Source organism: Streptomyces sp. NPDC006372, assembly GCF_040612515.1.
Lineage (GTDB): Bacteria > Actinomycetota > Actinomycetes > Streptomycetales > Streptomycetaceae > Streptomyces.
Genome location: NZ_JBEXQJ010000001.1, coordinates 313951 through 339658, shown reverse-complemented (window position 1 = coordinate 339658; position 25708 = coordinate 313951). Strand labels below are relative to the sequence as shown.

At 71.5% G+C, this 25708-nt stretch carries 23 protein-coding genes and 2 pseudogenes; 9 read left to right on the top strand and 16 right to left on the bottom strand.

Annotation, left to right across the window (positions count from 1 at the left end):
- Positions 1–64: 64 nt before the first annotated feature.
- Positions 65–1228: a mandelate racemase/muconate lactonizing enzyme family protein gene (locus ABZ016_RS01555; protein WP_356914506.1), complete on the bottom strand. Its 1164-nt coding sequence runs from the start codon at positions 1226–1228 to the stop codon at positions 65–67.
- Positions 1229–1480: 252 nt separating this feature from the next.
- On the opposite strand from ABZ016_RS01555, the gene ABZ016_RS01550 reads away from it, so the two are divergent.
- A complete protein-coding gene (locus ABZ016_RS01550; protein WP_356914505.1) occupies positions 1481–2269 on the top strand; it encodes a hypothetical protein in 789 nt (262 codons plus the stop codon).
- A 4-nt stretch (positions 2270–2273) separates the two neighbouring features.
- Here the strand turns inward: ABZ016_RS01550 and ABZ016_RS01545 are convergent.
- Together ABZ016_RS01545 and ABZ016_RS01540 are read right to left on the bottom strand one after the other, a co-directional pair.
- Positions 2274–3102: pseudogene (locus tag ABZ016_RS01545) on the bottom strand (phytanoyl-CoA dioxygenase family protein).
- 80 nt (positions 3103–3182) lie between these two features.
- Positions 3183–3626 (bottom strand): MarR family transcriptional regulator, encoded by a 444-nt coding sequence (locus ABZ016_RS01540; protein ID WP_356914504.1) that lies wholly within the window; start codon positions 3624–3626, stop codon positions 3183–3185.
- Between the two features lie 102 nt (positions 3627–3728).
- Between ABZ016_RS01540 and ABZ016_RS01535 the strand changes: the two genes are divergently transcribed.
- Both ABZ016_RS01535 and ABZ016_RS01530 read left to right on the top strand, forming a co-directional pair.
- Positions 3729–4751 carry an NADP-dependent oxidoreductase gene (locus ABZ016_RS01535; RefSeq protein ID WP_356914503.1) on the top strand — a complete coding sequence of 341 codons (1023 nt, stop codon included), beginning with the start codon at positions 3729–3731 and terminating at the stop codon, positions 4749–4751.
- A gap of 1 nt (position 4752) precedes the next feature.
- Positions 4753–4944, top strand: a pseudogene (locus ABZ016_RS01530) (organic hydroperoxide resistance protein); the annotation flags it as partial.
- A gap of 120 nt (positions 4945–5064) precedes the next feature.
- On the opposite strand, the gene ABZ016_RS01525 reads toward ABZ016_RS01530, so the two are convergent.
- Together ABZ016_RS01525 and ABZ016_RS01520 are read right to left on the bottom strand one after the other, a co-directional pair.
- Positions 5065–6210 carry a serine hydrolase domain-containing protein gene (locus ABZ016_RS01525; RefSeq protein ID WP_356914502.1) on the bottom strand — a complete coding sequence of 382 codons (1146 nt, stop codon included), beginning with the start codon at positions 6208–6210 and terminating at the stop codon, positions 5065–5067.
- The gene (locus ABZ016_RS01520) at positions 6207–8783 is read right to left on the bottom strand and encodes a M14 family zinc carboxypeptidase (protein WP_356914501.1); all 2577 of its coding nucleotides are present in this window, start codon (positions 8781–8783) and stop codon (positions 6207–6209) included. Before ABZ016_RS01520 ends, ABZ016_RS01525 begins: the two co-directional genes overlap by 4 nt.
- A gap of 143 nt (positions 8784–8926) precedes the next feature.
- Here ABZ016_RS01520 and ABZ016_RS01515 point away from each other — a divergent pair, with 143 nt between their 5' ends.
- Complete coding sequence (locus ABZ016_RS01515; protein WP_356914500.1) at positions 8927–9754, top strand: EI24 domain-containing protein; 828 nt, start codon at positions 8927–8929, stop codon at positions 9752–9754.
- Here the strand turns inward: ABZ016_RS01515 and ABZ016_RS01510 are convergent.
- Together ABZ016_RS01510 and ABZ016_RS01505 are read right to left on the bottom strand one after the other, a co-directional pair.
- Positions 9708–11015: a pyroglutamyl peptidase gene (locus tag ABZ016_RS01510; protein ID WP_356914499.1), complete on the bottom strand. Its 1308-nt coding sequence runs from the start codon at positions 11013–11015 to the stop codon at positions 9708–9710. The genes ABZ016_RS01515 and ABZ016_RS01510 overlap by 47 nt on opposite strands.
- 105 nt (positions 11016–11120) lie before the next feature.
- A complete protein-coding gene (locus ABZ016_RS01505; protein ID WP_356914498.1) occupies positions 11121–11702 on the bottom strand; it encodes a TetR family transcriptional regulator in 582 nt (193 codons plus the stop codon).
- Positions 11703–11804: 102 nt separating this feature from the next.
- Between ABZ016_RS01505 and ABZ016_RS01500 the strand changes: the two genes are divergently transcribed.
- Entirely contained in the window at positions 11805–14258 is a 2454-nt protein-coding gene (locus tag ABZ016_RS01500; RefSeq protein ID WP_356914497.1) for a glycoside hydrolase family 3 C-terminal domain-containing protein, read from the top strand.
- 78 nt (positions 14259–14336) lie between these two features.
- Here the strand turns inward: ABZ016_RS01500 and ABZ016_RS01495 are convergent, their stop codons facing one another.
- Positions 14337–15308 (bottom strand): aldose epimerase family protein, encoded by a 972-nt coding sequence (locus ABZ016_RS01495; protein WP_356914496.1) that lies wholly within the window; start codon positions 15306–15308, stop codon positions 14337–14339.
- 27 nt (positions 15309–15335) lie between these two features.
- On the bottom strand, positions 15336–16223 hold the full coding sequence (locus ABZ016_RS01490; RefSeq protein WP_356914495.1) for an SGNH/GDSL hydrolase family protein: 888 nt from the start codon (positions 16221–16223) through the stop codon (positions 15336–15338).
- A 258-nt stretch (positions 16224–16481) separates the two neighbouring features.
- On the opposite strand from ABZ016_RS01490, the gene ABZ016_RS01485 reads away from it, so the two are divergent.
- Positions 16482–16976, top strand: coding sequence for a DUF3145 domain-containing protein (locus ABZ016_RS01485; RefSeq protein WP_345659460.1), 495 nt, complete (start codon positions 16482–16484; stop codon positions 16974–16976).
- 128 nt (positions 16977–17104) lie between these two features.
- On the opposite strand, the gene fabF is transcribed toward ABZ016_RS01485, so the two are convergent.
- The 5 genes from fabF to fasR form a co-directional block, all read right to left on the bottom strand.
- A complete protein-coding gene (fabF, locus tag ABZ016_RS01480) occupies positions 17105–18376 on the bottom strand; it encodes a beta-ketoacyl-ACP synthase II (RefSeq protein WP_356914494.1) in 1272 nt (423 codons plus the stop codon).
- An 86-nt stretch (positions 18377–18462) separates the two neighbouring features.
- Complete coding sequence (locus ABZ016_RS01475) at positions 18463–18711, bottom strand: acyl carrier protein (RefSeq protein WP_003989952.1); 249 nt, start codon at positions 18709–18711, stop codon at positions 18463–18465.
- Between the two features lie 81 nt (positions 18712–18792).
- Positions 18793–19794 carry a ketoacyl-ACP synthase III gene (locus tag ABZ016_RS01470; protein ID WP_356914493.1) on the bottom strand — a complete coding sequence of 334 codons (1002 nt, stop codon included), beginning with the start codon at positions 19792–19794 and terminating at the stop codon, positions 18793–18795.
- A gap of 16 nt (positions 19795–19810) precedes the next feature.
- Positions 19811–20740, bottom strand: coding sequence for an ACP S-malonyltransferase (locus ABZ016_RS01465; RefSeq protein ID WP_356914492.1), 930 nt, complete (start codon positions 20738–20740; stop codon positions 19811–19813).
- A gap of 89 nt (positions 20741–20829) precedes the next feature.
- Complete coding sequence (gene fasR / locus ABZ016_RS01460; protein WP_356914491.1) at positions 20830–22035, bottom strand: fatty acid biosynthesis transcriptional regulator FasR; 1206 nt, start codon at positions 22033–22035, stop codon at positions 20830–20832.
- A gap of 140 nt (positions 22036–22175) precedes the next feature.
- On the opposite strand from fasR, the gene ABZ016_RS01455 reads away from it, so the two are divergent.
- The gene (locus tag ABZ016_RS01455; protein WP_356914490.1) at positions 22176–22829 is read left to right on the top strand and encodes a pirin family protein; all 654 of its coding nucleotides are present in this window, start codon (positions 22176–22178) and stop codon (positions 22827–22829) included.
- Here the strand turns inward: ABZ016_RS01455 and ABZ016_RS01450 are convergent.
- Positions 22826–23641, bottom strand: a complete 816-nt coding sequence (locus ABZ016_RS01450; protein ID WP_356914489.1) for a serine hydrolase domain-containing protein — start codon at positions 23639–23641, stop codon at positions 22826–22828. The two genes, ABZ016_RS01455 and ABZ016_RS01450, sit on opposite strands and share 4 nt — an antisense overlap.
- A gap of 18 nt (positions 23642–23659) precedes the next feature.
- The gene (locus tag ABZ016_RS01445) at positions 23660–24130 is read right to left on the bottom strand and encodes a GNAT family N-acetyltransferase (RefSeq protein WP_356914488.1); all 471 of its coding nucleotides are present in this window, start codon (positions 24128–24130) and stop codon (positions 23660–23662) included.
- A 98-nt stretch (positions 24131–24228) separates the two neighbouring features.
- On the opposite strand from ABZ016_RS01445, the gene ABZ016_RS01440 reads away from it, so the two are divergent.
- The gene (locus ABZ016_RS01440) at positions 24229–24693 is read left to right on the top strand and encodes a MerR family transcriptional regulator (protein WP_356914487.1); all 465 of its coding nucleotides are present in this window, start codon (positions 24229–24231) and stop codon (positions 24691–24693) included.
- The gene (locus tag ABZ016_RS01435; protein ID WP_356914486.1) at positions 24690–25706 is read left to right on the top strand and encodes an aldo/keto reductase; all 1017 of its coding nucleotides are present in this window, start codon (positions 24690–24692) and stop codon (positions 25704–25706) included. Before ABZ016_RS01440 ends, ABZ016_RS01435 begins: the two co-directional genes overlap by 4 nt.
- Positions 25707–25708: the final 2 nt, after the last annotated feature.

Sequence of the window (25708 nt, the reverse complement as noted above, 5' to 3'; positions counted from 1 at the left end):
GTCGCTCCTGAGGTTTTCGAAGGTTTCGGTTGCCGGGTCCGGGTTTCGGCGGGCCGCCGGACGGTCACTGGCCGCCCTTGGGCTTGCGCTGCTCCCAGCCCTCCGCCCAGAGGTCGAAGCGGGCCTGCTGCTGGGGGAACTCGGCGGCGGCGTCGACGTCCAGCTCGACACCGAGACCGGGCGCGTCGGAGACGTGGAAGCAGCCGTCCTCCGGGTTCACCTGCGGGGCACCCTTGATCACCTTCTTGATCTCCGCGTCGGCGAAGTCGTTGAAGTGCTCAAGGATCTTGAAGTTCGGGGAGGTGAAGCCGACCTGGAGGGAAGCGGCGGTCAGGACCGAACCACCCACGTTGTGGGGGGCCACCAGCATGTAGTGCGTCTCGGCGGTCGCCGCGAGCTTCCGGGTCTCCCAGATTCCACCGATATGGCCGACGTCCGGCTGGATGATGTCCACGGCCTGGCTCTCGAACAGCTCGCGGAACTCGATCCGGTCGTGGATGCGCTCACCGGTGGCCACCGGCATGTCGACCTTGGCGGCGACCTTCTCCAGGGCCTTGAGGTTCTCCGGCGGAACCGGCTCCTCCAGCCAGGCCGGCTTGAAGGGCGCGAGCTCCTTCGCCAGGCGAACGGCCGTGGCGGGGGAGAAGCGGCCGTGCATCTCCAGCATCAGCTCGGCCTCGGGGCCGATGGCGTCGCGTACGGCCTCGATCAGGGAGACGGCGTACAGGGTCTGCTCGTGGTCGAGCTCGAAGTGCCCGGTGCCGAACGGGTCGATCTTGAGTGCCCGGTACCCGCGCTCCATCACGCCCTGGGCGGCCTTGTGGTAGGCCTCCGGAGTCCGCTCGGTGGTGTACCAGCCGTTGGCGTACGCCTTGACCTTGTCGGTGACCTTGCCGCCCAGCAGCTGCCAGACGGGGACGCCGAGTGCCTTGCCCTTGATGTCCCAGCAGGCCATCTCGATCACGGCGATACCCGACATCACGATCTCGCCGGCACGGCCGTAGTCGCCGTACTTCATCCGCTTGACGAGGTCCTCGACGGCGAAGGGGTCCGAGCCGAGGATGTGGTTGGCCTGGGCCTCCTTCAGGTAACCGAGGAGGGCGTCGGTGTGTCCCAGCATCCGGGTCTCGCCGACTCCGGTGATGCCCTCGTCGGTGTGCACCTGGACGTACGTCAGGTTGCGCCACGGCGTCCCGACCACGTGTGTGCTGATTCCGGTGATGCGCACGGCGGTTGTCCCTCGCAGCTTCGTCGGCTCAATTCCGTCAGTGTTCCGTCTGTGTACCATCGAGTGTGTTCGATATTTCGGCACACGTTCGAAATGCTGGCGTGACAGTAAGGACGCGGCGGTGGGGGTGTCAATGGGTCGCGCACATAACGGTTTCGACAGTTTCGAAACCACGCGGGCGGCGTGTCCCCACAGAACTTTCACAGCTGGATCTAGGAACGTGACCGACGCGGAACTTAATCTTCCCGCGTCATGGACTACTGCGACCCGTGCCGAAGGCACCTCAACGGCGCGCTGGCCTGCCCGGGATGCGGCACCTCAGCCCCATCGCCGCACCGGCACGAGCGGGAGTACGGCATCGCGCCCGAGCGCGGCGAGGGCCTTCACGGCGACGCGGACGGGCCGGACGGGTCGGACAGGTTCGGCGGCGAGCGCGACGAACGCGACGATCGCGACGCGCCCGAAGGGGCCGATGAGCCGCCGGGGCGGGCCGCTCGGCGGCGTGGCCGCGGGCGGGGGCACGGGCCGGTCGCCGATGGTCCGGGCGGCGGGTCGAGCCGGCGGGACCGGAAGGCCGCGGCGCATCGCCGCCGGCGGCGCCGGACCCTGTTCGTCGCGGCGGGCTTCGTACTTGCGGCGGGTGGGCTGAGCCTCGCGGAACTCGGAACGGACGCGCCGAGATCGACGCCGAAGCCGGCGGCGGCCGGGGACGAGTCGGCGGACGGTGACGCGTCGCCGGAGACGGGTGAGCCGGGCCGGCCGAAGGGTGACGAGGCGTCGGAGTCCGCTTCCCCGAAGGCGTCCGGCACTCCCTCGGCTTCTGAGTCCCCGAAGCCCGAGAAGTCGAAGAAGGCGGAGGACGACGAGCCGTCGAAGTCCCCCGAGCCGGCCGCCGCGGACCCCTCCCCGGCTCGCCCCACCTCGGCCCCCACCTCCGCTCAGCCGGCCCCGACCCGCACCACGGACCCGGCGCCCCCGCCCCCCACACCGGAGCCGTCCCCGACGAAGACCTGCAACAGGTTCCTGTGGTGGTGCACGTAGCGCCTTACGCCTCGGACCGTGTCGGTCGAGCGCCGCACCGGCCGTTCCCGTCCGGACCGGGGGTGTCCCGTCCCAGACCTCGACGGATCGCGATCTCCACGGGTGAGTAGGCGCCGTCCGCCCGCTCCAGTTCGTACGGCCGCGGCCGGCATGAGCGGCGGCTGGGCCATGAAGCGCGGGCGCACCCCGTGATGCGGTTGGGTGGCGTGCACCAGGAACGGATGGCACAGGAAGACGTCGCCCGGGGACCCGGTGGCGAGGGCGACCGGCCGGTGGTCGGACGCCGCCACCAGATCCGGCGCCAGGACCAGCCCGCTCGCCCCGTCCTCCCCGTACTTCTCCAGCACCTTCGGCGCGTCGAGGTGTGAGCCGACCCGGATCCGGGTCGGGGCGTCCTCCTCGCCGACCTCGCTGAACAGGAACAGCATCAGCAGCGCCCGGTCCCGGGAGCGCAGATTCGTGAAGTACCAGCTCTCGCCCCGCGGCAGATAGCTCCCCTCGATGTGCCAGCCGGCGTCGTCCGGCTCCTCCTCGTGCGGGAAGCGCAACGGGAACGTGCCCAGCGAGTAGCGCGGCTCCCAGCGCCCCGGGCCGACGAGCAGGTCGTACGCGCGGTGCAGGGACGGGGAGTTGGGTGCGGCGGCGAACGGACCCTGCGCCATCCCGGCCACCCGGTGCACGGGCTCTGTCCAGGTCGCCGGATCGTCCGGGTCGCAGCCCGTCTCGCGCCACAGCAGCCGCGCGCAGTCCGCGGCCACGCGCGGCGCGACAGCGCCTTCCAGCTTCACGAAGCCGTCGCGGAGGAAGCGGGATACCAAGGTCGTTTCATCCATGCCGCCATCGTGCGGCGACACCGGTCCCGTTCACCCGACAGTGTCCGCACCACCTTGGTCGGCCCGAGCGGCGCCCCGGCCTACCCGAGCATCCCCCGCAACGCGTCCCGCAGAGCCACCCGCTCCGTCTCCGACAGCCCGGCCAGCGGCTCCCCGGCGAAGCGCAACGACTCCCGCAGGCTCCGGGCCACCCGCCGCCCTTCCTCCGTCGCCGCCGCCACCTTCACCCGCCGGTCCGCCGGATCGGGCCGCCGCTCCACCAGGCCCCGCGCCTCCAGCCGGTCCACGATCCCGGTCACGTTCGACGGCTCGCACTTCAACCGCTGCGCGAGCCTGCGCATCGGCAGCGGCTCCAGGCACAGCAGGCTCAGCAGCCGTGCCTGCGCGCCCGTCAGCGTGTGTTCCGCCGCGGCCTCCTCGTAGTCCGCGTGGAACCGCGCCACGACCTCCCCGATGAGCTCCACGACCTCGAGGGTCAGGGCGTCGGGGCGGTTCTTCCGGGGAGTCGGTGTGGTAGAGGCCATGCGATCGAGGGTACCCGGTTATTTGACAACATGAAATTTCCAGGAGCATGGTTGTTTCAGGTACTGAAACATTCGCTTTGAGCCAGTGAGGACAGGCGCACCATGACCGACACCCCCACCCTTCCCGCCGTCAGCCGCGAGTGGCACCTGGCGAGCCGCCCCGTCGGCTGGCCGAAGCCCGAGGACTTCGCCTTCGTCGAGGTGGAGGTTCCGCAGCCGGGCGAGGGGCAGGTCCTCGTGCGGAACAAGTACCTCTCCGTCGACCCCTACATGCGTGGCCGGATGAGCGACGCGAAGTCCTACGTCGCCCCCTTCGAGGTCGGCAAGGTCATGCAGGGCGGCGCCGTCGGCGAGGTCGTGGCCTCCAACGCCGAGGGCCTGTCCGTCGGCGATCACGTACTGCACTTCTTCGGGTGGCGCGAGTACGCCGTCGTGGCCGGGAAGAACGCCGTGAAGGTGGACCCGGAGGCCGCGCCGCTGTCGACGTACCTCGGTGTGCTCGGCATGACCGGGCTCACCGCCTACGCGGGTCTGCTGCGTGTGGCCTCCTTCAAGGAGGGCGACACCGTCTTCGTGTCCGGTGCCGCCGGCGCCGTGGGCGGCCAGGTGGGGCAGATCGCCCGGCTGAAGGGCGCCTCGCGGGTCATCGGGTCCGCCGGGTCCGAGGAGAAGGTGAAGCTGCTCGTCGAGGAGTACGGATTCGACGCCGCCTTCAACTACAAGGACGGGCCGGTGGGCGAGCAGCTGCGCGCCGCCGCCCCGGACGGGATCGACGTCTACTTCGACAACGTCGGCGGCGACCACCTGGAGGCCGCCCTCGGGTCCCTCAACGAGGGCGGGCGGATCGCCATCTGCGGGATGATCTCCGTGTACAACAACACCGAGCCCGCTCCCGGGCCCAGGAACCTCACCCGGCTGATCGCGACGCGCGGCCGCATGGAGGGCTTCGTGGTGACCGACCACTACGACCTCCAGCCCGAGTTCGTGCGCGAGGTCGCCCCCTGGGTCGCCTCCGGTGAGCTCAAGTACCGGGAGACGGTCGTCGAGGGCATCGAGAACAACCTGGAGGCGTTCCTGGGCGTGCTGCGCGGGGACAACACCGGGAAGATGATCGTCAAGCTCTGACATCTTCTGCCAGCAGTCCGACGTCCTGTACACCGCCGTCGCCACCGCCGAGGGCGGACGGGACGGCCGGGTCACCACCGACGACGGCAAGCTCGAGGTCGTCGTCAACCCGCCGAAGGAGATGGGCGGCAGCGGCGCCGGGACCAACCCGGAACAGCTGTTCGCCGCCGGGTACAGCGCCTGCTTCCAAGGCGACCCGCGGGAACATCACCGTGACGCTGGCCTGACGGTCGTCGTTGGCTACGCGGAGGCCGCACCCTTGGACGTGGGGTGCGGCCTCTTCGCGCCTCTTCGTGCCCTCTCGTGCCTCGGGTCAGAGGGCCAGGGCCGCCTTGTGGACCGCCCGCGCCAGGCGGTCGTTCTCCGGGGCCGCCCCGCCGGGGAAGGCGAAACGGCGCCGGGTGTAGCCGTAGGCGAGGCCGCTCCACGGGTCCGCGAAGGCCTGCGAACCGCTCGCGCCGCTGTGCCCGATCGTCCCGGCGCCGAGGAACGGGTGCCACGTGTCAGCCGTCGTCTGGAACCCCAGGCCGAACGACTTGTGGGCCCGGGCCACCAGGTCGTAGCCGACCGAATGGAACTGGCCGAACTCCGCCACCGTGTCCGGCTTCAGCAGGGGTGCCTGCTGGCCCACCTCGCTGATCGCCGCCGCGTACATCCCCGCCAGACCGCGCGCCGACGCCACCCCGCCCACCGACGCCGGGCCCTTGGCGCGGATCAGCGGCATGTTCGGCAGCGCGGCGAGGTCGGTCGGTTCGGCCGCGTTGCGGTTGAAGGCGATCGAGGCGAGCGTGTGCGGACCGTCCGGGAGCGCGTCGAGGACCTCCTGCTGTTCCGGGGTCGGGGCCATCGGCTGGGTGGTGCGGAAGCGGGGTTCGTCGGACGCGGGCAGTCCGAGGTGGAGGTCCAGGCCGTACGGGGTCCTGACGCGCTCCTGGTAGACCTCCTGGAGCGTGCGGCCCGTGGCACGGCGGACGACCTCGCCCACCAACGCTCCGCTGACCAGCGCGTGATAGCCGAACGCCGTACCCGGGCGCCAGAACGGCCGCTGGTCGGCGAGGCGTTCGGCGAGGTGCCGGTCGTCGGCCAGCTCGGCGAGCGTGAAGCCGGTGTCCGCGCCCACCACGCCCGCCCGGTGCGCGAGCAGTTCGCGCAGGGTCAGGGCGCCCTTGCCCTCGGCCGCGAACTCCGGCCAGTAGTACGTCACCTTGCGGTCCAGTTCGAGTGTGCCGTCCTGGACCAGGAGGGCCACGACCAGGTGGGCGGCGCCCTTGGTGGACGAGAACACGCCGTACAGGGCGTCCGCTTCGGTCCCCGCCCACAGGTCGACCACCTTCCGGCCGTGGACGTAGGCGCACAGCTGGCCCTCGTAGTCAGGGCGTTCCCCGGCCACGAACGCGGCGAACTCCTCGCGTACCCCCTCGAAGCCGTCCGCCACGGTGCCGTGGATCTCCTGCGTCATCCGTTCTCCTTTGCTGAACCGCTGTGTGCCGCTGTGAACAATGCCCCCGCCACCTGCGGGAATTCCCCCTTCGGGTGGTCCCGGAAGAGTGGTTCGGTGCCGAACAGGACCGTCCGGCCGCCGCTGACCACCGAGGCCTTGCCGGCCGCCGCGGCGGGGCCGCCGGTGCCGTCGCGGAGTGGTCGCCAGTGTCCGGAGACGAGCGGGTTCCCGGTCGCGTACGACTGCTCCGCGCGTACGCCCGGGCCGAGGTCGGTGAACCAGAGCGGGGCGTAGACGAAGGTGTGGGCGGGGGCGCCGTGCGTGATGCCGCCCGTGTTCCTGGTCCGCACGACGCCGTTGGCGTCCGGGTTGCCCTCGACCGGCTTGACGGCCAGCCGGTCCGTCGCGGCGTTGAGGGCCGCCCCGGTCGCGCCCCGGCCCACGAGACCGTGGTCGTCGAGGAAGGCGTCCAGGGCGCCGCGGGCGGCGGCGGTCAGGGCGGCCGGGTCCAGACCGGCGGACACCATCAGCACGTCCGTGCCGGACCAGTCGAAGCCCGCGTTCAGGACGGCCGTCGAGACCGGTGTGACCTCGAAGCCCATCTCCCGCAGCGCGAACAGCTCCCCCGGTGTGACGGCCGCGGCGACCCGCAGGCGGTGCAGGGGCGTCCCGCCGGTGTGCCGCGTGGCCGTGAAGGAGACGTCGTGGGTCCGGGCCGCCATGAGCGCCGCGCGGCGGGCCGACGCCGGCACGATCGCGCTGCCGTCCGGTGCCCGGCGAACCGTAATTCCCTGCTGGAGCAGGGAGTTGAGGGCGGCGACCTCGCGCGGGTCGGTCAGGCGCAGACGGAGGTCGCCGTGCCCGGGCACCCGGGCCACCGGGGCGGCTTCCGTGACCGGCCGCAGGGGCGCGCCCTTCAGGCTGCCCGATGGCACCTGCCGGACGGTGGCGCCCCACAGCCGGCCCAGGCTCCAGCCCGAGATGTCGTACATCACCGACACCTTGCCGCTGATGTCCCGGCCGTCGGCCAGCAGCACGTTCGCCATGCCGCGCTTGGGCTGGTGCAGGTCGACGACGTAGGAGCCCTTCGGGTACGTCCGTCCCGCGAGCCGGAAGGGGCGGGTCGCCCGGGTGACCCGCACGTCGTTGGCGAGGAGGTGGTCGACGAGGCGGGCCGCGGCCGGGGCGGAGCGCTGGGTGCGGGAGCCGCCGGGCGGGATGACGTACGCGCGCGGGAAGGTGGTCGTGTAGACGTCCTCCGGGCCGATGCCGGGGACGCCCGGGACCGTCTCCGGTGACACCGGCACCTGCGGGGCGCCCGTCGCGCCGCGCCGGAAGACCTCGATCTGGTCGGCGACGAGCGAGGCGCGGTGCTCACGGACGTGGTTCAGGGTCGCGCGGATCGCCGCGCCCGCCACGGCCGTGTTGACCGCCGAACGGCGCCGCAGCTCCGGGACGGGGAGTTCGTCGTACTCCTCGTTGTTCACCGCCAGCGGGATCTCCACCGTGTGCGCGGCCACCGTGCCGTGGAACGCCGCGTACTGCGGGGTGAAGATCGGCGGCCAGTCGTCCCAGCCCTCCTCCTGGTCGCGGAAGGGGATCTGAGCCGGTTCCACGCCGTCCTTCGCGGGCGTGTAGCCGAGGGCGTTGACCGCGGACTCCATGCCGAGGGCGTTGGCGTAGGTGTGCTTCAGGAAGAGGTCGTACTCGTAGTTCTCCCCGTGCGGGGGCGTGGTCGGCTCGATGAGGGTGCCGTTGACGTAGCCGTGCAGGTCGAGCAGCACGGCCGGCTGCTTGTCGAGCTCGATCCACCGCATCGCCCGGGACTCCGGCTGGGAGGCGGTGACGAAGTCGCGGTTCAGGTCGAAACCGTTCGCGTTGGAGCGGGTGCCGGCGATACGCCCGTCCGGGTTGGCCGTGATGTTGAAGTACAGGCGGCTGTGCGCCAGCAGGTCGCGGGTCTTCGCGTCCCTGGCCGTCGCGAGCTGCTCGATGATCTTCAGGGAGGCGTCCGTGCCCTCCCACTCGTCGCCGTGGATGTTGTTGTTGACGAAGACCGGCGTCTTGTACGCGCGTTTGATCTCGCGGGACTTCGCGGCGCTCGCGGGCGCGTTCTCGATCAGTTCGCGCATCCGGTCCTGGGCGCGGGCCTGGCGGGCGGTCTCCGGGGCGGTGACGGTGACGAGGTAGAGCCGGTGGCCGCCGGCCGAGCGGCCGGTCACCTCCACGCTCACCCGGTCGCCGAGGCGTTGCAGGGCGTTCAGCTTCGGGGCGATCGCGTGGTACGGGGTCAGGCCGAGCTTCAGGGACTTGTCGCCGGGGTTCCCGGGGTCGGGGGAGAGGGTCTGCCGGCGCGGGTAGCCGCGGGCGGCCGGGCCGGCGGAGGTGGTCTCCTCGGGGGCGGCCAGGGCCCGCCGGGCCGCGCTCGCGGGGGCCTCGGCCGCGCGGTCGTCCAGGGCGGAGCCCTCACGGGTGACGGGTAACGGGTCGGCGCCGGCGGCGCCGGGGGTGAGCAGGAGTGAGCTCGCCGTGGCGAGGGCCAGGGCGACGATCAGTGCAGGTCTCGCGGGAACGCTTCTCGTGGTGCGCACGCGTACCTCCTCCGGGGCTTCCTGAGATCGGTACGGCGAGGTGTACCGGTTCGACTCAACGGCAACAAGGCCGCGTCGGTGTCACCGGTGCCCCGGACGGACCCTTCGGGGGGTGGCCGGGCCCGCCCCGATAGGGTTTTGCCATGCGCGATCTCGGGGTGGGTTTCCGGTACCTGCTGAAGGGCCAGCGGTGGGTGGCCCGGCACGGCAGGAGTTACGGCTTCGGGCTGCTTCCGGGCCTGATCACCCTCGTCCTGTACGCGGCGGCGCTGGTCGCGCTGGCGTTGTGGGGCGAGGACGCGGTGACCTGGGCGACACCGTTCGCCGACGACTGGTCGAGCCCGTGGCCGGGGCTCTTCCGGGGCTTCCTGACCGCCGTGCTGTTCGCCCTCGCCCTGCTCCTCGCCGTCGTGACGTTCACCGCGGTGACGCTGCTGGTCGGGCAGCCCTTCTACGAGAACCTCTCCGAGAAGGTCGACCGGGACGTGTCCCCGGACGGGCACGCCCCCGAGTCGGGCCTGCCGCTCTGGCGTGAGCTGTGGATCTCCGCCCGCGACAGTCTCCGGATCGTCGTCCGCGCCGCCCTGTGGGGCGTACTGCTGTTCGCCTGCGGTTTCATCCCCGTCGTCGGCCAGACGGTCGTACCGGTGCTCGGGTTCTTCGTCACCGGGTTCTTCCTCACCGAGGAACTGACCGCCGTCGCCCTCCAGCGCCGCGGCGTCGAACTGCGCACCCGCCTCGGTCTGCTCCGCTCCCGCAAGACCCTCGTCTGGGGCTTCGGCACGCCCCTGGCCGTGGCCTTCCTGGTGCCGCTCGTGGCGGTGTTCCTGATGCCGGGCGCGGTCGCGGGCGCCACCCTCATGGCGCGGGAGCTGCTCGGTGAGGAGATCGACGAAGGTGGCGAGGAGGGCGACGGGGCCGTCACTACCGCTGCGCAGCCACCTTCAGAATGGCCTTCACCTGGGCGATGATGTCCAGCCGGTTCCGTACGAACTCCGGGTCGGTGACCTGGGTGGTGTTCCCGGCGCCGAACTGCAGGACGGGCGTGTGCACATGCCCGCCCGGCAGGCGGTCGTGCAGCCCCAGCCGGTCCCGCAGCAGCGTCGCCCGGTAGGCGATCTCGTTGGAGAGGTAGTCACCGCCGCCACCCGCCCTCGCGGTCGAGCCGGGGGTCGGCCCGTCGGGGCGGACGACGGGCTCGGTGGCGCCGGCCGGGATCTCGGTGACGCTCGTGTTGTCGTACACGGGGAAGCGGCCGGTGTCCGCGGCGACGATCGCGGTGTACGGCAGCGTGGTCGTGGTCCACTGCGGCTGCGAGGCCGGGTCGGTGACGGGCACGGTCTCGGTACGGCCGATGTTGTCGTTGTCCGCGAAACCGCCCCGCCAGGCCCCGTTGGTCCGCTCCACGTCGAACCGCCCGACCCGCCCCTGGCTCACGGTCGTGAACAGGTCGACCTTCGGCAGGTACGGCCGCAGGGTGCGCTCGACCATGCCTCCCCCAGTGCCAAAAGCCTGGGAGGTGCCCCCAGCGAAGTCCTGCCAGCGCACCGGGAACACGGCCGTCTCGATCCGGGCCGGGCCGTCCGCCGTCTCGATCACCGTGCCGTCGAGGGCCAGCGCGGTGGCGCCGGACGGGTTGGAGATACGGATGTCCCGGTCCAGGGTGAACGGGTCGAAGCCGGTGAGCAGGATCCGCTTGAGGCCCTTGGCGTGCGCGTAGTCGATGGCCGTCTGGCCGCGCGAGGTGCGCTCCAGTTCGTCCAGCAAACCGGCCCGCTGCCCGTCCGTCAGGCCGAACTCCGGTTCCCAGGTGCGTACTTCACGCGTCATGCCGAGCCGCGCCCAGTACAGCGGCCGGTCGTCGTCCCGGCTGAGGCCCGCCCGTCGCCCGCCGCCACCCTTCCAAGGAAGCGCTTCGCGCCCTTCATATTCCGCCGGACCCCGCCCCTGCGCCCGGTCCACGGCCCGCTGCCACAGCCGCGCCCCTTCCCGCGCGACCGCCCGTCGGGCCTGCGCGTAGGACCGGGCCGTGTCGAGCTGTCGGGCCAACCGCGGTGCCACGGTGTCGAATCCGGAGCGGCGCAGGAGCTCCTGGGGGACGGCCTTGCCGAGCCGCTGTTCCTCGACGGTGGGGGAGGGGGCCGCCTCGGTGGCGCTCGCGGCGGTCGGGGTGGTGAGGCCGGTCAGCAGGGCGAGTCCGAGGACGCCGAGGCGAACGCGTAGGGAGTTCAAGGAGGTTCAGGCCTTCCGTCACGGTGGGGCGCGGTCGGCCGCAGTATCGCGTGACGCGTGTGGTCCACGCCATGGGGCGGGACCCTGCCGGTCATCAGGTGGCGATCAGTCGGCGCTCTCGCCCAGCAGCGTCAGGAAGTCCCGGAACGCCGCTGCCATGTCCACCGACTCCGGGTCCAGCAGCCACTGGTACTGGAGGCCGTCCAGGGTCGCCACGAGGAGGGGTGCGGCCCGCTCGGGGGTGAGGCCGCTCGGCAGGCGGTCGCCGTACTCGGCGCGCAGCACCTCGGCCATGCCGGCGCGGACGCCGGTGTAGCGCTCGGTGAAGTAGGCGCGGGCCGGATGGTCCTCCGTGACGCTCTCGCCGAGCAGTGCCGAGAAGGTCTGGATGATGGCGGGCCGCATCGCGTTGTACTCGACCAGCGAGGCCAGCAGGTCCAGCCGCAGCCGTCCGGCGGGCACGGCGTCCCAGCGGTCCCGCTCCTGGAGCACCGCGACCAGCAGCGCGTCCTTCGTCGGGAAGTGGTGCAGCAGCCCCTGCTGGGTGAGCCCGACGCGCTCCGCGACCGCGGCCAGGCTCGCTCCCCGGTAACCGCGCTCGGCGATCACCTCCAGAGCGGCCCGCACGATCTCGGCGCGCCGCGCCTCGCTTCTGGTCCTGGCCGTCATGGCGTCACCGTACGACATGACGAACGCCTGATTGTTGCGAGAAGATAACGAAACCTACCGCATCACAGGTATCACGGGCACGATGTCGGCATCCAGCGGCTCTCGACGTGAGGTGGCGACATGGCGGACACAGCAGCGCAGACGGCGGAGGTACGGCGCGAAGCGGTGGTCGAGGCGGCCCTTGGCAAGCTCGACCTGGACGCCAAGGCACGGCTGCTGGCCGGCCAGGACATGTGGAGCCTGCCCGCGCTGCCGGAGGCCGGACTGGCCTCACTGGTCATGTCCGACGGCCCGATCGGCGTCCGCGGGGTGCACTGGAGCGCCGACGACCCGTCCGTCGCCCTGCCCTCCCCGACCGCCCTCGCCGCCACCTGGGACCCGGGGCTCGCCCACCGGGCCGGCATCCTGCTGGCCCAGGAGGCCCGCCGCAAGGGCGTCCACGTCCTGCTCGCCCCCACGGTCAACCTGCACCGCTCCCCGCTGGGCGGCCGCCACTTCGAGGCCTACAGCGAGGACCCGTACCTCACGGGCCGGATCGGCACCGAGTACGTCCGGGGCGTCCAGTCCGGCGGCGTCGGCACCACCGTCAAGCACTTCGTCGCCAACGACGCCGAGACCGACCGCCTCACGGTGAACAACCTCCTGAGCGAACGCGCCCTGCGCGAGCTGTACCTGGCCCCCTTCGAGGCGATCGTCGAGACCGCCCACCCCTGGGGCATCATGACCGCCTACAACTCCGTCAACGGCCCGACCATGACCGAGCACCACTACCTGGTCAACGAGGTCCTGCGCGGTGCCTGGGGCTTCGACGGCGTCAACGTCTCCGACTGGACGGCCGCCCGCTCCACCACCGGCGCCCTCGCCGGCGGCCTCGACATCGCCATGCCCGGCCCCCAGACCGTCTACGGCGACGCCCTCGCCCGAGCGGTGCGGGACGGCGAGGCCGACGAGGCCCAGGTCGACGAGGCGGTCCGTCGCGTCCTGCGCCTCGCCGCCCGGGTCGGCGCCCTGGACGGCGCCGAACCCGTCGTCACCGAACCGCCCGCGACCGTCGACGGCGAGGCGCTCGCCCGCGAGATCGCCCGCCGCTCCTTCGTGCTCGTCCGCAACGAGAACGGCGCGCTGCCGCTGAAGCCCGGCAGGGTCGCGCTGATCGGCGCCGCCGCCCGCGACGCCCGGGTCCTCGGCGGCGGCTCCGCCACCGTCTTCCCCGCCCGGACCGTCTCCCCGCTCGACGGCCTCACCGCCGCCCTCCCCGACGGCAGCCTCACCTACTCTCTCGGCGCCGACCCGAACACCGAACTCCCGGTGGCCGACCAGGGCTTCGAGCTACGCGCCGTCTGCCGCGACAGCAACGGCACGGTCATCGGCTCCCGCTCGGCCCCCAGCGGCCAGCTCCAGTGGATGGGCGACGACCTCCCCGAGGGAGTCACCCACGACACCCTGCACAGCGTCGAACTGACCGGCACCCTCACCCCGCGCGAGACCGGCACCCACACCTTCGGCATCAAGGGCCTCGGCCCCTTCAGGCTCACCGTCGCCGGCACCACGTACTTCGACGACGTCCAGCGCCCCGCCGAGGACGGTGACCCCTTCGCGGCCTTCTTCGGCGCCCCGGTGCCCCACGCCCGGGCCGACCTCACCGCGGGCGAACCGGTCGAGGTCTCCCTCACCTACACGGTCCCGCCACTCGGCGACCACCCCATGCGCGTCATCGGCTTCACCCTCGCCCACCAGGACCCGCAGCGCGACCCCGACGAACTGATCGCCGAGGCCGCGGCGGCCGCCCGCGCCGCCGACACGGCCGTCGTCGTCGTCGCCACCACCGACCGTGTGGAGTCGGAGGGCTTCGACCGCAAGGATCTGCGCCTCCCCGGCCGCCAGGACGACCTGGTCCACGCCGTCGCCGCCGCCAACCCCCGCACGGTCGTGGTCGTCAACTCCGGCTCCCCGGTGGAGATGCCGTGGCGCGACGACGTCGCCGCCGTGCTCCTCACCTGGTTCCCGGGCCAGGAGGGCGGCGCGGCCCTCGCGGACGTGCTCACCGGCGCCCACGAGCCCGGCGGCCGGCTGCCCACCACCTGGGGCTCCCTGGCCGACGCCCCGGTCACCACGGTCGTCCCCGAGAACGGTGAACTCGCCTACGACGAGGACGTCTTCATCGGCTACCGGGCCTGGGAGAAGCAGGGCCGCACCCCCGCCTACCCCTTCGGCCACGGCATCGGCTACACCGACTGGACCTACGAATCGGTCGAGGTCGACGCCACCGCCGACGGCACCACCGCGAAGGTCCGCCTCCGCAACACCGGCGACCGCCCGGGCCACGAGGTCGTCCAGCTCTACCTCGCCCCGGGCGAGGCCGACCCCACCCGCCCGGCCCGCTGGCTGGCCGGCTTCGCGGGGGTCGAGGCCGCCCCCGGCGAGCGCGTCGAGGCGACCGTCGTACTGCCACGCCGCGCCTTCGAGATCTGGGACGAGACGACCATGTCGTGGTCGTTTGTGAAGGGTTCGTACGAGATCCAGGTGGCGCGCTCGATCACGGACCGCAGGATCACCGCGACGATTAACGTCTGACCCGGGACAGGTTCCCCACGAGCAGCCCCGGTCCGGGACCTGACCCCTGGACCGGGGCTCGTGCTCCGCCGGGCCGCGTCAGCGCGTGCCGAACCCGTACACCGTCTCCGAGCGGTACAGACCGCCCGGCCGCAGCACCGTGCTGGGGAACTCCGGCCGGTTCGGGGAGTCGGGGAAGTGCTGGGTCTCCAGCGCGATGCCGTCGCCGGATGCGAAGGGCTCCCCCAGATGGTCCGCTGTGTACAGCTGGAGCCCGGGCTCGGTGGTCGCCACCGTCAGCACCCGCCCGGACGCCGGGTCGTGCAGCTCGGCGACCTCCACCGGAGTCTCCGTCAGGCCCTTGTCGAGCACGAAGTTGTGGTCGTAGCCGGCGCCGGTCTTGCGGGCCGCACGGAAGTCGAAGCGCGTGCCCGTCACGTCGTTCAGGGCCCCCGTCGGGATCAGGTCCGCGTCGACCGGCGTGTACCGGGACGCGGCCAGCCGCAGCTCATGGCCGCCCGCGTCACCGGAACCGCCCAGGTTGAAGTAGCTGTGGTTCGTCAGGTTCACCACGGTCGGCGCGTCCGTCACCGCCTCGTACACGATCCGCAGCGCACCGCTCTCCTGGAGCGTGTACGTCGCCGAGACCTCCAGCCGCCCGGGGAAACCCTCCTCCCCGTGGGGACTGACCCGCGTGAGCCGTACCCCGTGCTCGACGGGCGTCCCCTCCCACACGCGCTTGTCGAAGCCACGCTCCCCGCCGTGCAGCGAGTTCGGCCCGTTGTTCGGTTCCAGCGCGTACGTCCGACCGTCCAGCGGGAAACGAGCGCCGGCGATCCGGTTGGCGTACCGCCCGACCAGGGCGCCGAGGTACGGGTCCGGGTGGGCGAGATAACCGTCGAGGTCCGGGAACCCCAGCACCACACCTTCGGCCCGCCCCTCGCGGTCCGGCACCTCGACGGACTGCAGGATCCCGCCGTACGTCAGGATCCGCACCCGCACGCCCGCACGCTCCAGGGTCCAGCGGTGCACCGGCGTGCCGTCGGAAAGTGTGCCGAAGAGTTCGTTCATGTGCGGAACTCTAAGTCAGGTCCCGGGTCAGGGCCGCTTCGCCGTCACCGCCCGGTACGCGATCTCCGCCAACCGGGCCTGCCCGTTCACGCTCGGGTGGAAGTAGTCCCAGCGGCTCAACTGGGCGGTGCCGAAGCGGTAGTCGTACACCGCGCCCCCGTCGGAGCGGCAGCGCTTGTCCTCGGCGCAGACCTCCGCCAGGACCTTGTTGTAGTCCTCCACCCGTTTCTGCACCGTGTTCCGCCGCAGGGTGGCCGACGAGTCCAGGGCGTCCGCGTCGCCCAGCATCGAGGGGCAGATGCCCAGCTTCCACACCTGCTTGCCCATCGGGCTGGCACGGCCCTCGGACCACAGCCGCTTCAGGTTCGGCACGCTCGCCACGAACACCTGTGTCTTGGGCAGGGCTTTGCGCAGAGTGCGCATGGAGTCCTCGAAGTCGGCGCGGAACTCGGATACCGGGGTCATCGCCGAGGGTGTGGCCCGACACGCGTCGTTCGCCCCGACCATCACCGTCACCAGCTGCGGTTTCCGCCGCACGGCCCGGTCCACCTGCCCGGGCAGGTCCGCCATCCGCGCCCCCGTCACGGCGTAGTTCCAGCTCCGCTCGGCGGCGCCGGTCCGCCCCAGGAGCCGGACGGCGAGCGAGTCGACCTCGGGGCTCGCCCCGGTCGCCCAGGACGCCTCAGGGCAGTCCGACAGCACGTCACAGGCGTCGAAACCGCGCGTGATGGAGTCGCCGACGGCCGCGACGGAACGCGGGCTGCGGTCCCAGAGGGGCGTGGGCTCGGGGGACGGCTTGGCGGTACCGGACGGAGCGGGGGAGTCGCCCCCCACGGCATCACACCCGGCGACACCCAGCGCAGCCGCCGCGGCCACGGCAAGCACGGCCCGTGAGCGAAGGCTTCGCTTCCGCATCCCTGGTCCATCCCCTCGCCGCGCCGTGCCTGTCTCCCCAACCAATAACAACGCACGAGGGTTCCCGACCGATCAGGTGCAACGGCTCACACCCGCACAAGCGTCCCCCTGGGTGAATGGCGGGCGTTTCCCGGCCCCTGGACCGACCGTACGTCACACTCCTTGCGCCACCGCACGGTAGCCTCGCCATCAACGTGACCCGCCCGGTCACAGCCGTCCGCCCGTTTCCAAGCTGTCCCGCTCTGCCCGGAGGTTCCGGTGACGACACGTGGAGTTCTGTACGTGCACTCCGCGCCGCGCGCGCTGTGCCCGCACGTCGAGTGGGCCATCGCCGGGGTGCTCGGCACACGCGTCAACCTGGACTGGATCCGTCAGCCCGCCGCGCCGGGCACCTGGCGCTCGGAGTTCTCCTGGCAGGGCCAGGCGGGCACGGCGTCGAAACTGGCGTCGGCGCTGCGCGGCTGGCACCTCCTGCGCTTCGAGGTCACCGCGGAACCCTGCCCCACCGCCGAGGGCGAACGCTACAGCTGCACCCCCGACCTGGGCATCTTCCACGCCGTCACCGGCATCCACGGCGACATCCTCATCCCCGAGGACCGCCTGCGCGCGGCACTGCAGCGCAGTCGGCAGGGGGAGACCGACCTGGAAGCCGAACTCAACAAGCTGCTCGGCAAGCCCTGGGACGACGAACTGGAACCGTTCAGATACGCCGGGGAGGGCGCCCCGGTCCGCTGGCTCCACCAGGTGGTGTGAGTCTTTAGGGGCGCGGGGAACTGCGCGATCAACCCCCACCGGCCCGCACCCGGCACACAACACGTCACCGAAAACGGCGAATGGCCCGAACTCCACCCAAGGGAGTTCGGGCCATTCAACGCCCAGAATCAAACCGTCCGGAACGCCAGCACCACGTTGTGCCCACCGAACCCGAACGAGTCGTTCAACGCGGCGATGCGCCCTTCGACGGGCAGCTTCCGAGCCTCACCACGGACGACATCGGCATTCGCCTCGGCCTCCGGGTCGAGGTTCTCCACGTTGATCGTCGGCGGCGCCACCCGGTGGTACAGCGCGAGCACGGTCGCAACCGTCTCGACACCACCGGCGCCACCCAGCAGATGCCCCGTCATCGACTTCGTCGCGGACACCGCGAAGTGGTCGGCGTCGTCACCGAACACCTTCCGCAGCGCCTTCAACTCGGCGATGTCCCCGGCCGGCGTCGACGTCGCGTGCGCGTTGACGTGCACGATCTCGGCCGGGTCCAGGTCGTTGCGGTCCAGCAGGTTCTGCAGGGCGTGCGAGATGCCCCGCCCCTCCGGCTCCGGCTGCACGATGTCGTGGCTGTCGGCGGAGATGCCCTGCCCGACCGCCTCGGCGTACACCCGGGCGCCACGCTTGGCCGCGTGCTCGGCGGACTCCAGGACCACGACACCGGCGCCCTCACCGAGGACGAAGCCGTCGCGGGCGGTGTCGTAGGGGCGCGACGCGCCCTGCGGGTCGTCGTTGTTCTTGGACATCGCCATCATGTTGCCGAACGCGGCGATGGGCAGCGGGTGGATCGCCGCCTCCGTGCCACCCGCGACGACGACGTCGGCGCGGCCGGTGCGGATCATCTCGATGGCGTAGCCGATGGCCTCGGCGCCCGAGGCGCAGGCGGAGACCGGCGTGTGCACGCCCGCACGGGCGCCCACGGCCAGACCCACGTTGGCCGAGGGGCTGTTGGGCATCAGCATGGGAACGGTGTGCGGGGAGACGCGGCGGACGCCCTTCTCCTTCAGCACGTCGTACTGGTCGAGCAGCGTCGTCACACCGCCGATACCGGAGGCGATGACGGCGCCGAGCCGGTCCGGGTCGACGGCCGGGTCCTCGCCGGCCTTCGCCTCGAAACCGGCGTCCGCCCACGCCTCCTTGGCCGCGACCAGCGCGAACTGCGCCGAACGGTCCAGACGGCGGGCCTGCGGCCGGGGGATGACCTCGGTCGGTTCCACGGCGACCGGCGCCGCGATACGGACCGCCTGATCGGCGGCCCAGTCCTGCTCCAGGGGCTTGACGCCGGAACGTCCGGCGATCAGGCCCTCCCAGGTAGAGGCTACGTCGCCACCCAGCGGTGTGGTTGCGCCGATACCGGTGACGACCACGGTGCGATTGGTCGAGCTCACGGGAATTCTTTCTCCAACGGATCCGAGGATTAAGCGGCGCCACCGCCGGGTGGCGGGGCAGTCAGCCCTAGGACCTGATCGGTCGATCAGCCCTGGTGCTTGAGGATGTAGTCGGTCGCGTCACCGACGGTCTTGAGGTTCTTGACGTCCTCGTCCGGGATCTTGACGTCGAAGCGCTCTTCGGCGGCGACGACGACCTCGACCATGGACAGCGAGTCGACGTCCAGGTCGTCGGTGAAGGACTTGTCCAGCTGGACGTCCTCAACCGGGATGCCGGCGATCTCGTTCACGATCTCGGCGAGACCGGCGACGATCTCTTCCTGAGTGGCGGCCATGTTGGCGCTCCTTCGTAGATATCCAGAGGGTGTGGCAGGTGTTTGCTCCCGTGCTGGATCGCATGATCCGGCACGGAGTGCCTAGGGGAGGGTAACGACAGTCGCGGCGTAGACGAGACCCGCCCCGAAGCCGATGACGAGCGCGGTGTCGCCGCTCTTCGCCTCACCGGTCGCCAGGAGCCGCTCCATCGCGAGCGGGATCGAGGCGGCCGAGGTGTTGCCGGTGGTGCGGATGTCCCGGGCGACCGTGACGTGCTCCGGCAGTTTCAGGGTCTTCACCATCGAGTCGATGATCCGCACGTTGGCCTGGTGCGGGATGAAGACGTCCAGTTCGTCCGGGGTGATCCCGGCCGCGTCCAGCGCCTGCTGGGCGACCTTCGCCATCTCGAACACGGCCCAGCGGAACACCGCCTGGCCTTCCTGGGTGATCGCGGGGAACTTCTCGACCGTCCCGTCGCGGTAGTCCGTCCACGGCACGGTCTGCTTGATGGTGTCGGACTTGTCACCCTCGGAGCCCCACACGGTCGGGCCGATCGCGGGCTCCTGGGCCGGGCCGACCACGACCGCGCCGGCGCCGTCACCGAACAGGAAGGCCGTCGCGCGGTCCTCCAGGTCGGTCAGGTCGCTCAGCCGCTCGACGCCGATCACCAGGACGTACTCCGCCGAGCCCTCGACGATCATGCCCTTGGCGAGCGTGAGGCCGTAGCCGAAGCCCGCGCAGCCCGCCGAGATGTCGAAGGCGGCGGCCTTGTCGGTGCCCAGCTTGTCGGCGATCTCGGTGGCGACGGCCGGAGTCTGCTTGAAGTGCGAGACGGTCGAGACGATCACACCGCCGATCTGCTCGACGGAGATGCCCGCGTCCGCGATGGCCTTGCCGGACGCCTCGACCGACATCGCGGCGACGGTCTCCTCGTCGGAGGCCCAGTGCCGTGTCTCGATGCCGGAGCGCGAGCGGATCCACTCGTCGGACGACTCGATCGTCTCGAGGATGACCTCGTTCGGCACGACCCGGGTCGGGCGGTAGCCGCCGACACCGAGGATCCGCGCGTACGGGGCGCCCTTGCTGGGCTTGATCTTCGCCATGCTCTCGGGCTCCTTGTCAGGCGTGCTCGGCGATGAGCTCGCGAGCCGCGTCGAGGTCGGCGGGGGTCTTCAGCGCCAGCGTCTTCACACCGGGCAGGGCGCGCTTGGCCAGGCCCGTGAGGGTCCCGCCGGGGCACACCTCGATCAGGGCGGTGACGCCGAGCTCCTTGAAGGTCTCCATGCACAGGTCCCAGCGGACCGGGTTGGCGACCTGGCCGACCAGACGGTCCAGCACCTCGGTGCCGGAGGCGACCGCCTGCCCGTCCTTGTTCGAGACGTACGTGACCTTGGGGTCGCCGGGCGCCAGGGCCTCGGCGGCCTTCGCCAGCGTGTCGACCGCCGGGGCCATGTGGTGCGTGTGGAAGGCGCCCGCGACCTTCAGCGCGACGACCTTGCGCACGCCCTCCGGCTTGTCCGCCTCCAGCGTGGCGAGCTGCTCCTTGGTGCCGGCCGCGACGATCTGGCCCGCGCCGTTGATGTTCGCCGGCGTCAGGCCCAGCTTCTCCAGGTGCGGAACCGTCACGGCGGGGTCTCCGCCCAGCAGCGCGGCCATCCCCGTCTCGGTGACGGCGGCGGCCTCGGCCATGGCGAGTCCACGGGTGCGGACCAGGCGGACGGCCTCCTCGTGGGGGAGCACCCCGGCGAGCGACGCCGCGGTGATCTCGCCGACGCTGTGACCGGCGATGGCGCCGACCTTCTGCGGCAGCTCGGCCGGGTCGTCGAACAACGTGTACGCGGACGCCAGTCCGGCCGCGACCAGCAGCGGCTGCGCCACCGCGGTGTCGCGGATCTCCTCCGCGTCGGCCTCGGTGCCGTAACGGATCAGGTCGAGTCCCACGGCGTCGGACCATGCCTCAAGGGCACCGCGAACACCGGGGATGTCGAGCCATTCGGTCAGGAAGCCGGGCGTCTGAGCGCCCTGGCCGGGAGCGACGAGTACGAGCACTCTCACACTCTCTCTTGGGGACGGGCACGGCCGCCCGTGGGGACAGGGACGAAGAACACGAGGGGGTTTTGTCGAGCTTCGACAAAACCTTAGGGCTGGAGATCTCCATCGACCAGACGCCCCAGGATCAGCGCGATCCGCAGCGTAAAGGCAGAGCGTACATCGGAGGGTGACCAACCGGTGACGTCAGTCACACGTCGAAGCCGGTAGCGGACGGTGTTGGGGTGAACGAACAGCATCCGGGCGGCGCCCTCCAGGCTGCTCGCCTGTTCGAGATAGACGCTGAGGGTCTCCAGGAGTGCGGCCCCGGCCTCCTCCAGCGGTCTGTAGATCTCCTCCACCAGTTGCACGCGTGCCGAGGGGTCACCGGCGATCGCCCGCTCCGGGAGCAGGTCGTCCGCCAGGACCGGTCGCGGGGCGTCCTGCCAGGCAGAACACGCCTTCAGCCCCGCCGCGGCGGCCTGCGCGGAACGGGTCGCGGCCTGCAGGTCCGGCACGACCGGGCCCGCCACGACCGGCCCGGCCGCGTACGGGCCGATGAGCGACTTGGCGACGGCCAGCGGGTTGTCGCTGCCGCCCGCGATGACGACGAGCCGGTCCCCGAGCACCCCGGTCAGCACCTGGAGCTTGGCGTGCCGGGCGGCCCGCCGGATCGCCTCCACGGTCAGCTCGGAGTCACCGTCGGGCGCCGTGCCGAGCACCACGCACACGTGTTCGGGGGAGTTCCAGCCCAGGGCGGCGGCGCGCGACACGGCCCCCTCGTCGGCCTCGCCGCTCAGCACGGCGTTCACGACCAGCGACTCCAGACGGGCGTCCCAGGCGCCGCGCGCCTCGGCGGCCTGCGCGTACACCTGGGCGGTGGCGAAGGCGATCTCCCGGGCGTAGACGAGCAGTGCCTCGCGCAGCACGCTCTCGTCGCCCGGGGCCGCGACCTCGTCGATCGCGCTCTCCATGACCTCGATGGTGGTGCGCACCATCTCCACGGTCTGGCGCAGGGTGATCGCCCGGGTCAGCTCGCGCGGCGCGGTTCCGAACACGTCGGTGGAGATCGCCTGCGGGGCGTCCGGATGCCGGAACCACTCGGTGAAGGCGGCGATACCCGCCTGCGCGACCAGACCGATCCAGGAACGGTTCTCCGGGGGCATGGCCCGGTACCAGGGCAGCGTCTCGTCCATCCGCGCGATGGCCTGCGCGGCGAGCGACCCGGACGACTTCTCCAGTCGCTTCAGCGTCGCGGCATGCGGGTGGACGTCGTGTGCTGGGGCTTCGTTCTTGCTGGTTTCGGGTTCGGGCACGGGGACAAGCCTGCCTTATCCGGACGGGAGGGTGCGTCGCAGGGTCAGGCCCCGCCCGGCGGAGCATGTCGCAGACGCGTTCACGTGTGCTGTCGCTGCACTGCGGCCTGCTCCGCCGGGCAGGGCCTACGGTGGACCTCGTGATGGACGTGAGGCGCGCGGACGGGCGCTACCCCGGTGGGGATTCGACCGCAGGCATCGAGACGTGGCACGCCTTCTCCTTCGGGCCCCACTACGACCCGGACAACCTCCGCTTCGGCGCGGTGATCGCCTGCAACGAGGAGAACCTGGCGCCCGGCGCGGGCTTCGACGAACACCCGCACAGCCACACCGAGATCGTCACGTGGGTGGTGGAGGGCGAGCTGACCCACCGGGACTCCACCGGACACGAGTCGGTGGTGCGCCACGGCGACGTGCAGCGGCTCAGCTCGGCGGGCGGCGTACGGCACGTGGAGCGCAACGACGGCCCCGATCCCCTGACCTTCGTCCAGATGTGGCTGGCCCCGCTCGACCCCGGCGGCGACCCGTTCTACGAGGTCGTCCACGGCATCGCCGACTCGACGCCCTACGCCCTCCCGGAGGCCGGCGCGATGCTCCACGTACGGCGGCTGAGGGCGGGGGAGCGGACGGCGGTGCCGGACGCGGCACACGCGTACGTGCACGTCGTACGCGGCGACGTACGCCTCGACGGCGAGGAGTTGCACACCGGCGACGCGGCGCGCATCACCGACGCGAAGGGCCTGGAGGCCGAGAGCGCGACGGAGGCGGAGCTGCTGATCTGGGAGATGTCCTAGATCTCCGCGAGCACCGCGTCCGTGAACGCCGGCCACGCCTCGACCGCCCACGGCCCGAACGCCCGGTCCGTCAGGGCGACGCACGCGGCCCCCGCGTCGGGGTCGATCCACAGGAATGTCCCGGACTGTCCGAAGTGCCCGAACGTGCGCGGTGAGGACGACGAGCCCGTCCAGTGCGGCGACTTGGAGTCGCGGATCTCGAAGCCGAGCCCCCAGTCGTTGGGGTTCTGGTGCCCGTATCCCGGCAGGACACCCTTGGTGCCCGGGTAGTGCACGGTCATCGCCTCGGCGACCGTACGCGGGTCCAGCAGCCGCGGGGACTGCACCTCGGCCGCGAACCGCAGGAGGTCCTCGACCGTGGAGACCCCGTCCTTGGCCGGGGAGCCGTCCAGGGCCGTCGAGGTCATGCCCAGCGGCTCCAGCACGGCCTGCCGCAGGTACTCCCCGAAGGGAATCTCGGTCGCCTTCGTGATGTGGTCGCCCAACTGCTCGAACCCGGCGTTGGAGTACAGCCGCCGCTCCCCGGGCGGGGCCGTGACCTTGTGCTCGTCGAAGGCGAGGCCCGAGGTGTGGGCGAGCAGGTGCCGGACGGTCGAACCGGCCGGACCGGCGGGCTCGTCGAGCTCGACCGCCCCCTCCTCGTACGCGACCAGTGCCGCGTAGGCGGCCAGCGGCTTGGTCACCGACGCGAGCGGGAACCGCTGTCCGGCCGGCCCGTGGGTGCCGAGGACGGTGCCGTCCGCTCGTACGACACCCGCCGCGGCGGTGGGAACCGGCCAGTTCTCGATCAGCGCGAGGCTCTTCAGCGACATGCGTTCGACCCTATGCGCTCAGAGCGTGAGCTCCAGCAAGGGGTCGGGCTTGGGCCGGAAACCGAGGGACACGTACAGCGGCTCGGCCTCCCGTGAGGCGGTCAGCTGCACGCGCCGGGCGTCCCGCTCGCGGAACCACTCCAGCAGCGTCGTCATGCACGCCCGGGCGTACCCGCGGCGCCGGGCGTCCGGGTCGGTGGCCACACTGAAGACGAAGCCCACCTTGCCCTGCGGATCGGCGGGCTTGCCGATGCGGTAGTCGATCGTCCCGGCCACCAGACTGGCCAGCGCCCCCGGCCGCTCCGGGTGGTCCACGACGAACGCCACGAAGTCCCCGTCCGGCTCGGCCAGTTTGGCTCGCAGCGTGGGGAGGGACTCCCCGTGCCAGGCGGTGGACGGATCGGCGGCGAACAGCGAGTCGATCATGACTTGGCGCAGTCGCAGGACTTCCTCGGCGTCTTCGGGCAGGGCGCGGCGTACGGAGCTCATGACTCCGTACGCTAACCAGCCGGATCAGGACGCGTCCTGCCGATTTCTTACCGTCGGCGCTTGCTTGGAGCGCACTCCAAGGTTCTAGCGTTGGGGTCATGACGGTGATGGAGACCACGGGGACCAGGACCGACCTCTGCGCCACCCCGCCGCAGCAGAACCGGCGCCCGGACGGTGAGGACAGGTACACGATCAGCGAGGTCGTCGCCTTCACCGGCCTGACGGCGCACACCCTGCGCTGGTACGAGCGCATCGGTCTGATGCCGCACATCGACCGGTCCCACACCGGCCAGCGCCGCTACACCAACCGCGACCTCGACTGGCTCGACCTCGTCGGCAAGCTCCGCCTGACGGGTATGCCGGTCGCCGACATGGTCCGGTACGCGGAGCTGGTGCGCGAGGGCGACCACACCTATGTCGAGCGCTTCGAGCTGCTGCAGACCACCCGCGAGGACGTCCTGGCCAGGATCGACGAACTCCGGGGCACCCTCGCCGTGCTCGACCGGAAGATCAGTTTCTACGCGGACGCCGGGCGTGCCCTGGCGTCGGAGAGGTCCCGATGACGGACGGCAAGATCACAACGGCGAAGCTGGGCCACGACGGCCCCGAGGTGGGCGTCCAGGGCCTCGGCTGCATGGGCATGAGCTTCGGCTACGGCCCCGCGGACGCGGACGCGTCCCGGGCCACCCTGGAACGGGCCCTCGAACTGGGCGTCACCCTCTACGACACGGCCGACGCGTACGGCGCCGGCGAGAACGAGCGGTTCCTGTCCCCGTTCTTCAAGGCCCACCGCGACGAGGTCGTCATCGCGACCAAGTTCTCGCTGTCGATACCCCCGGACGACCCGACGCGCCGCGTCATCCGCAACGACCCGCCCTACATCCGCCAGGCGGTCGAGGCCAGCCTGAAGCGCCTCGACGTCGACGTCATCGACCTCTACTACATGCACCGGCGCGATGTGAACGTGCCGATCGAGGAGACCGTCGGCACCATGGCCGACCTGGTCCGCGAGGGCAAGGTCAAGCACCTCGGCCTGAGCGAGGTCACGGCCGACGAACTGCGCGCCGCGCACGCCGTCCACCCCATCGCCGCCGTGCAGTCGGAGTGGTCGCTGTTCAGCCGTGACATCGAGCCGAAGGTGGTCCCCGCGGTCCGTGACCTGGGCGCCGCCCTGGTCGCGTACTCGCCGCTGGGCCGCGGCTTCCTCACGGGCTCCTTCACCGACGCCGCCCAGGACCTGACCTCCGGCGACTTCCGCCGCCAGCAGCCCCGTTTCACGGGCGACAACGCGATGGCCAACGCGACCCTGCTGGAGCTGATCCGCTCGGTGGCCGACGCCCACGACGCCTCCCTGGGCCAGATCGCCCTGGCCTGGGCCCACCAGCAGGCCTCGGTCCACGACCTGTCCGTCATCCCGATCCCGGGCACCCGCAAGCCCACCAGGGTGGAGGAGAACACGGCGGCGACCAGGATCGTCCTGACGGACGAGCAGCTGGACCTGCTGGACGGCATAGCCGCCCAGGTAGCAGGCACGCGCTACCCGGACATGACGTTCACGTCGGCGGGCCGTGAGTAAAG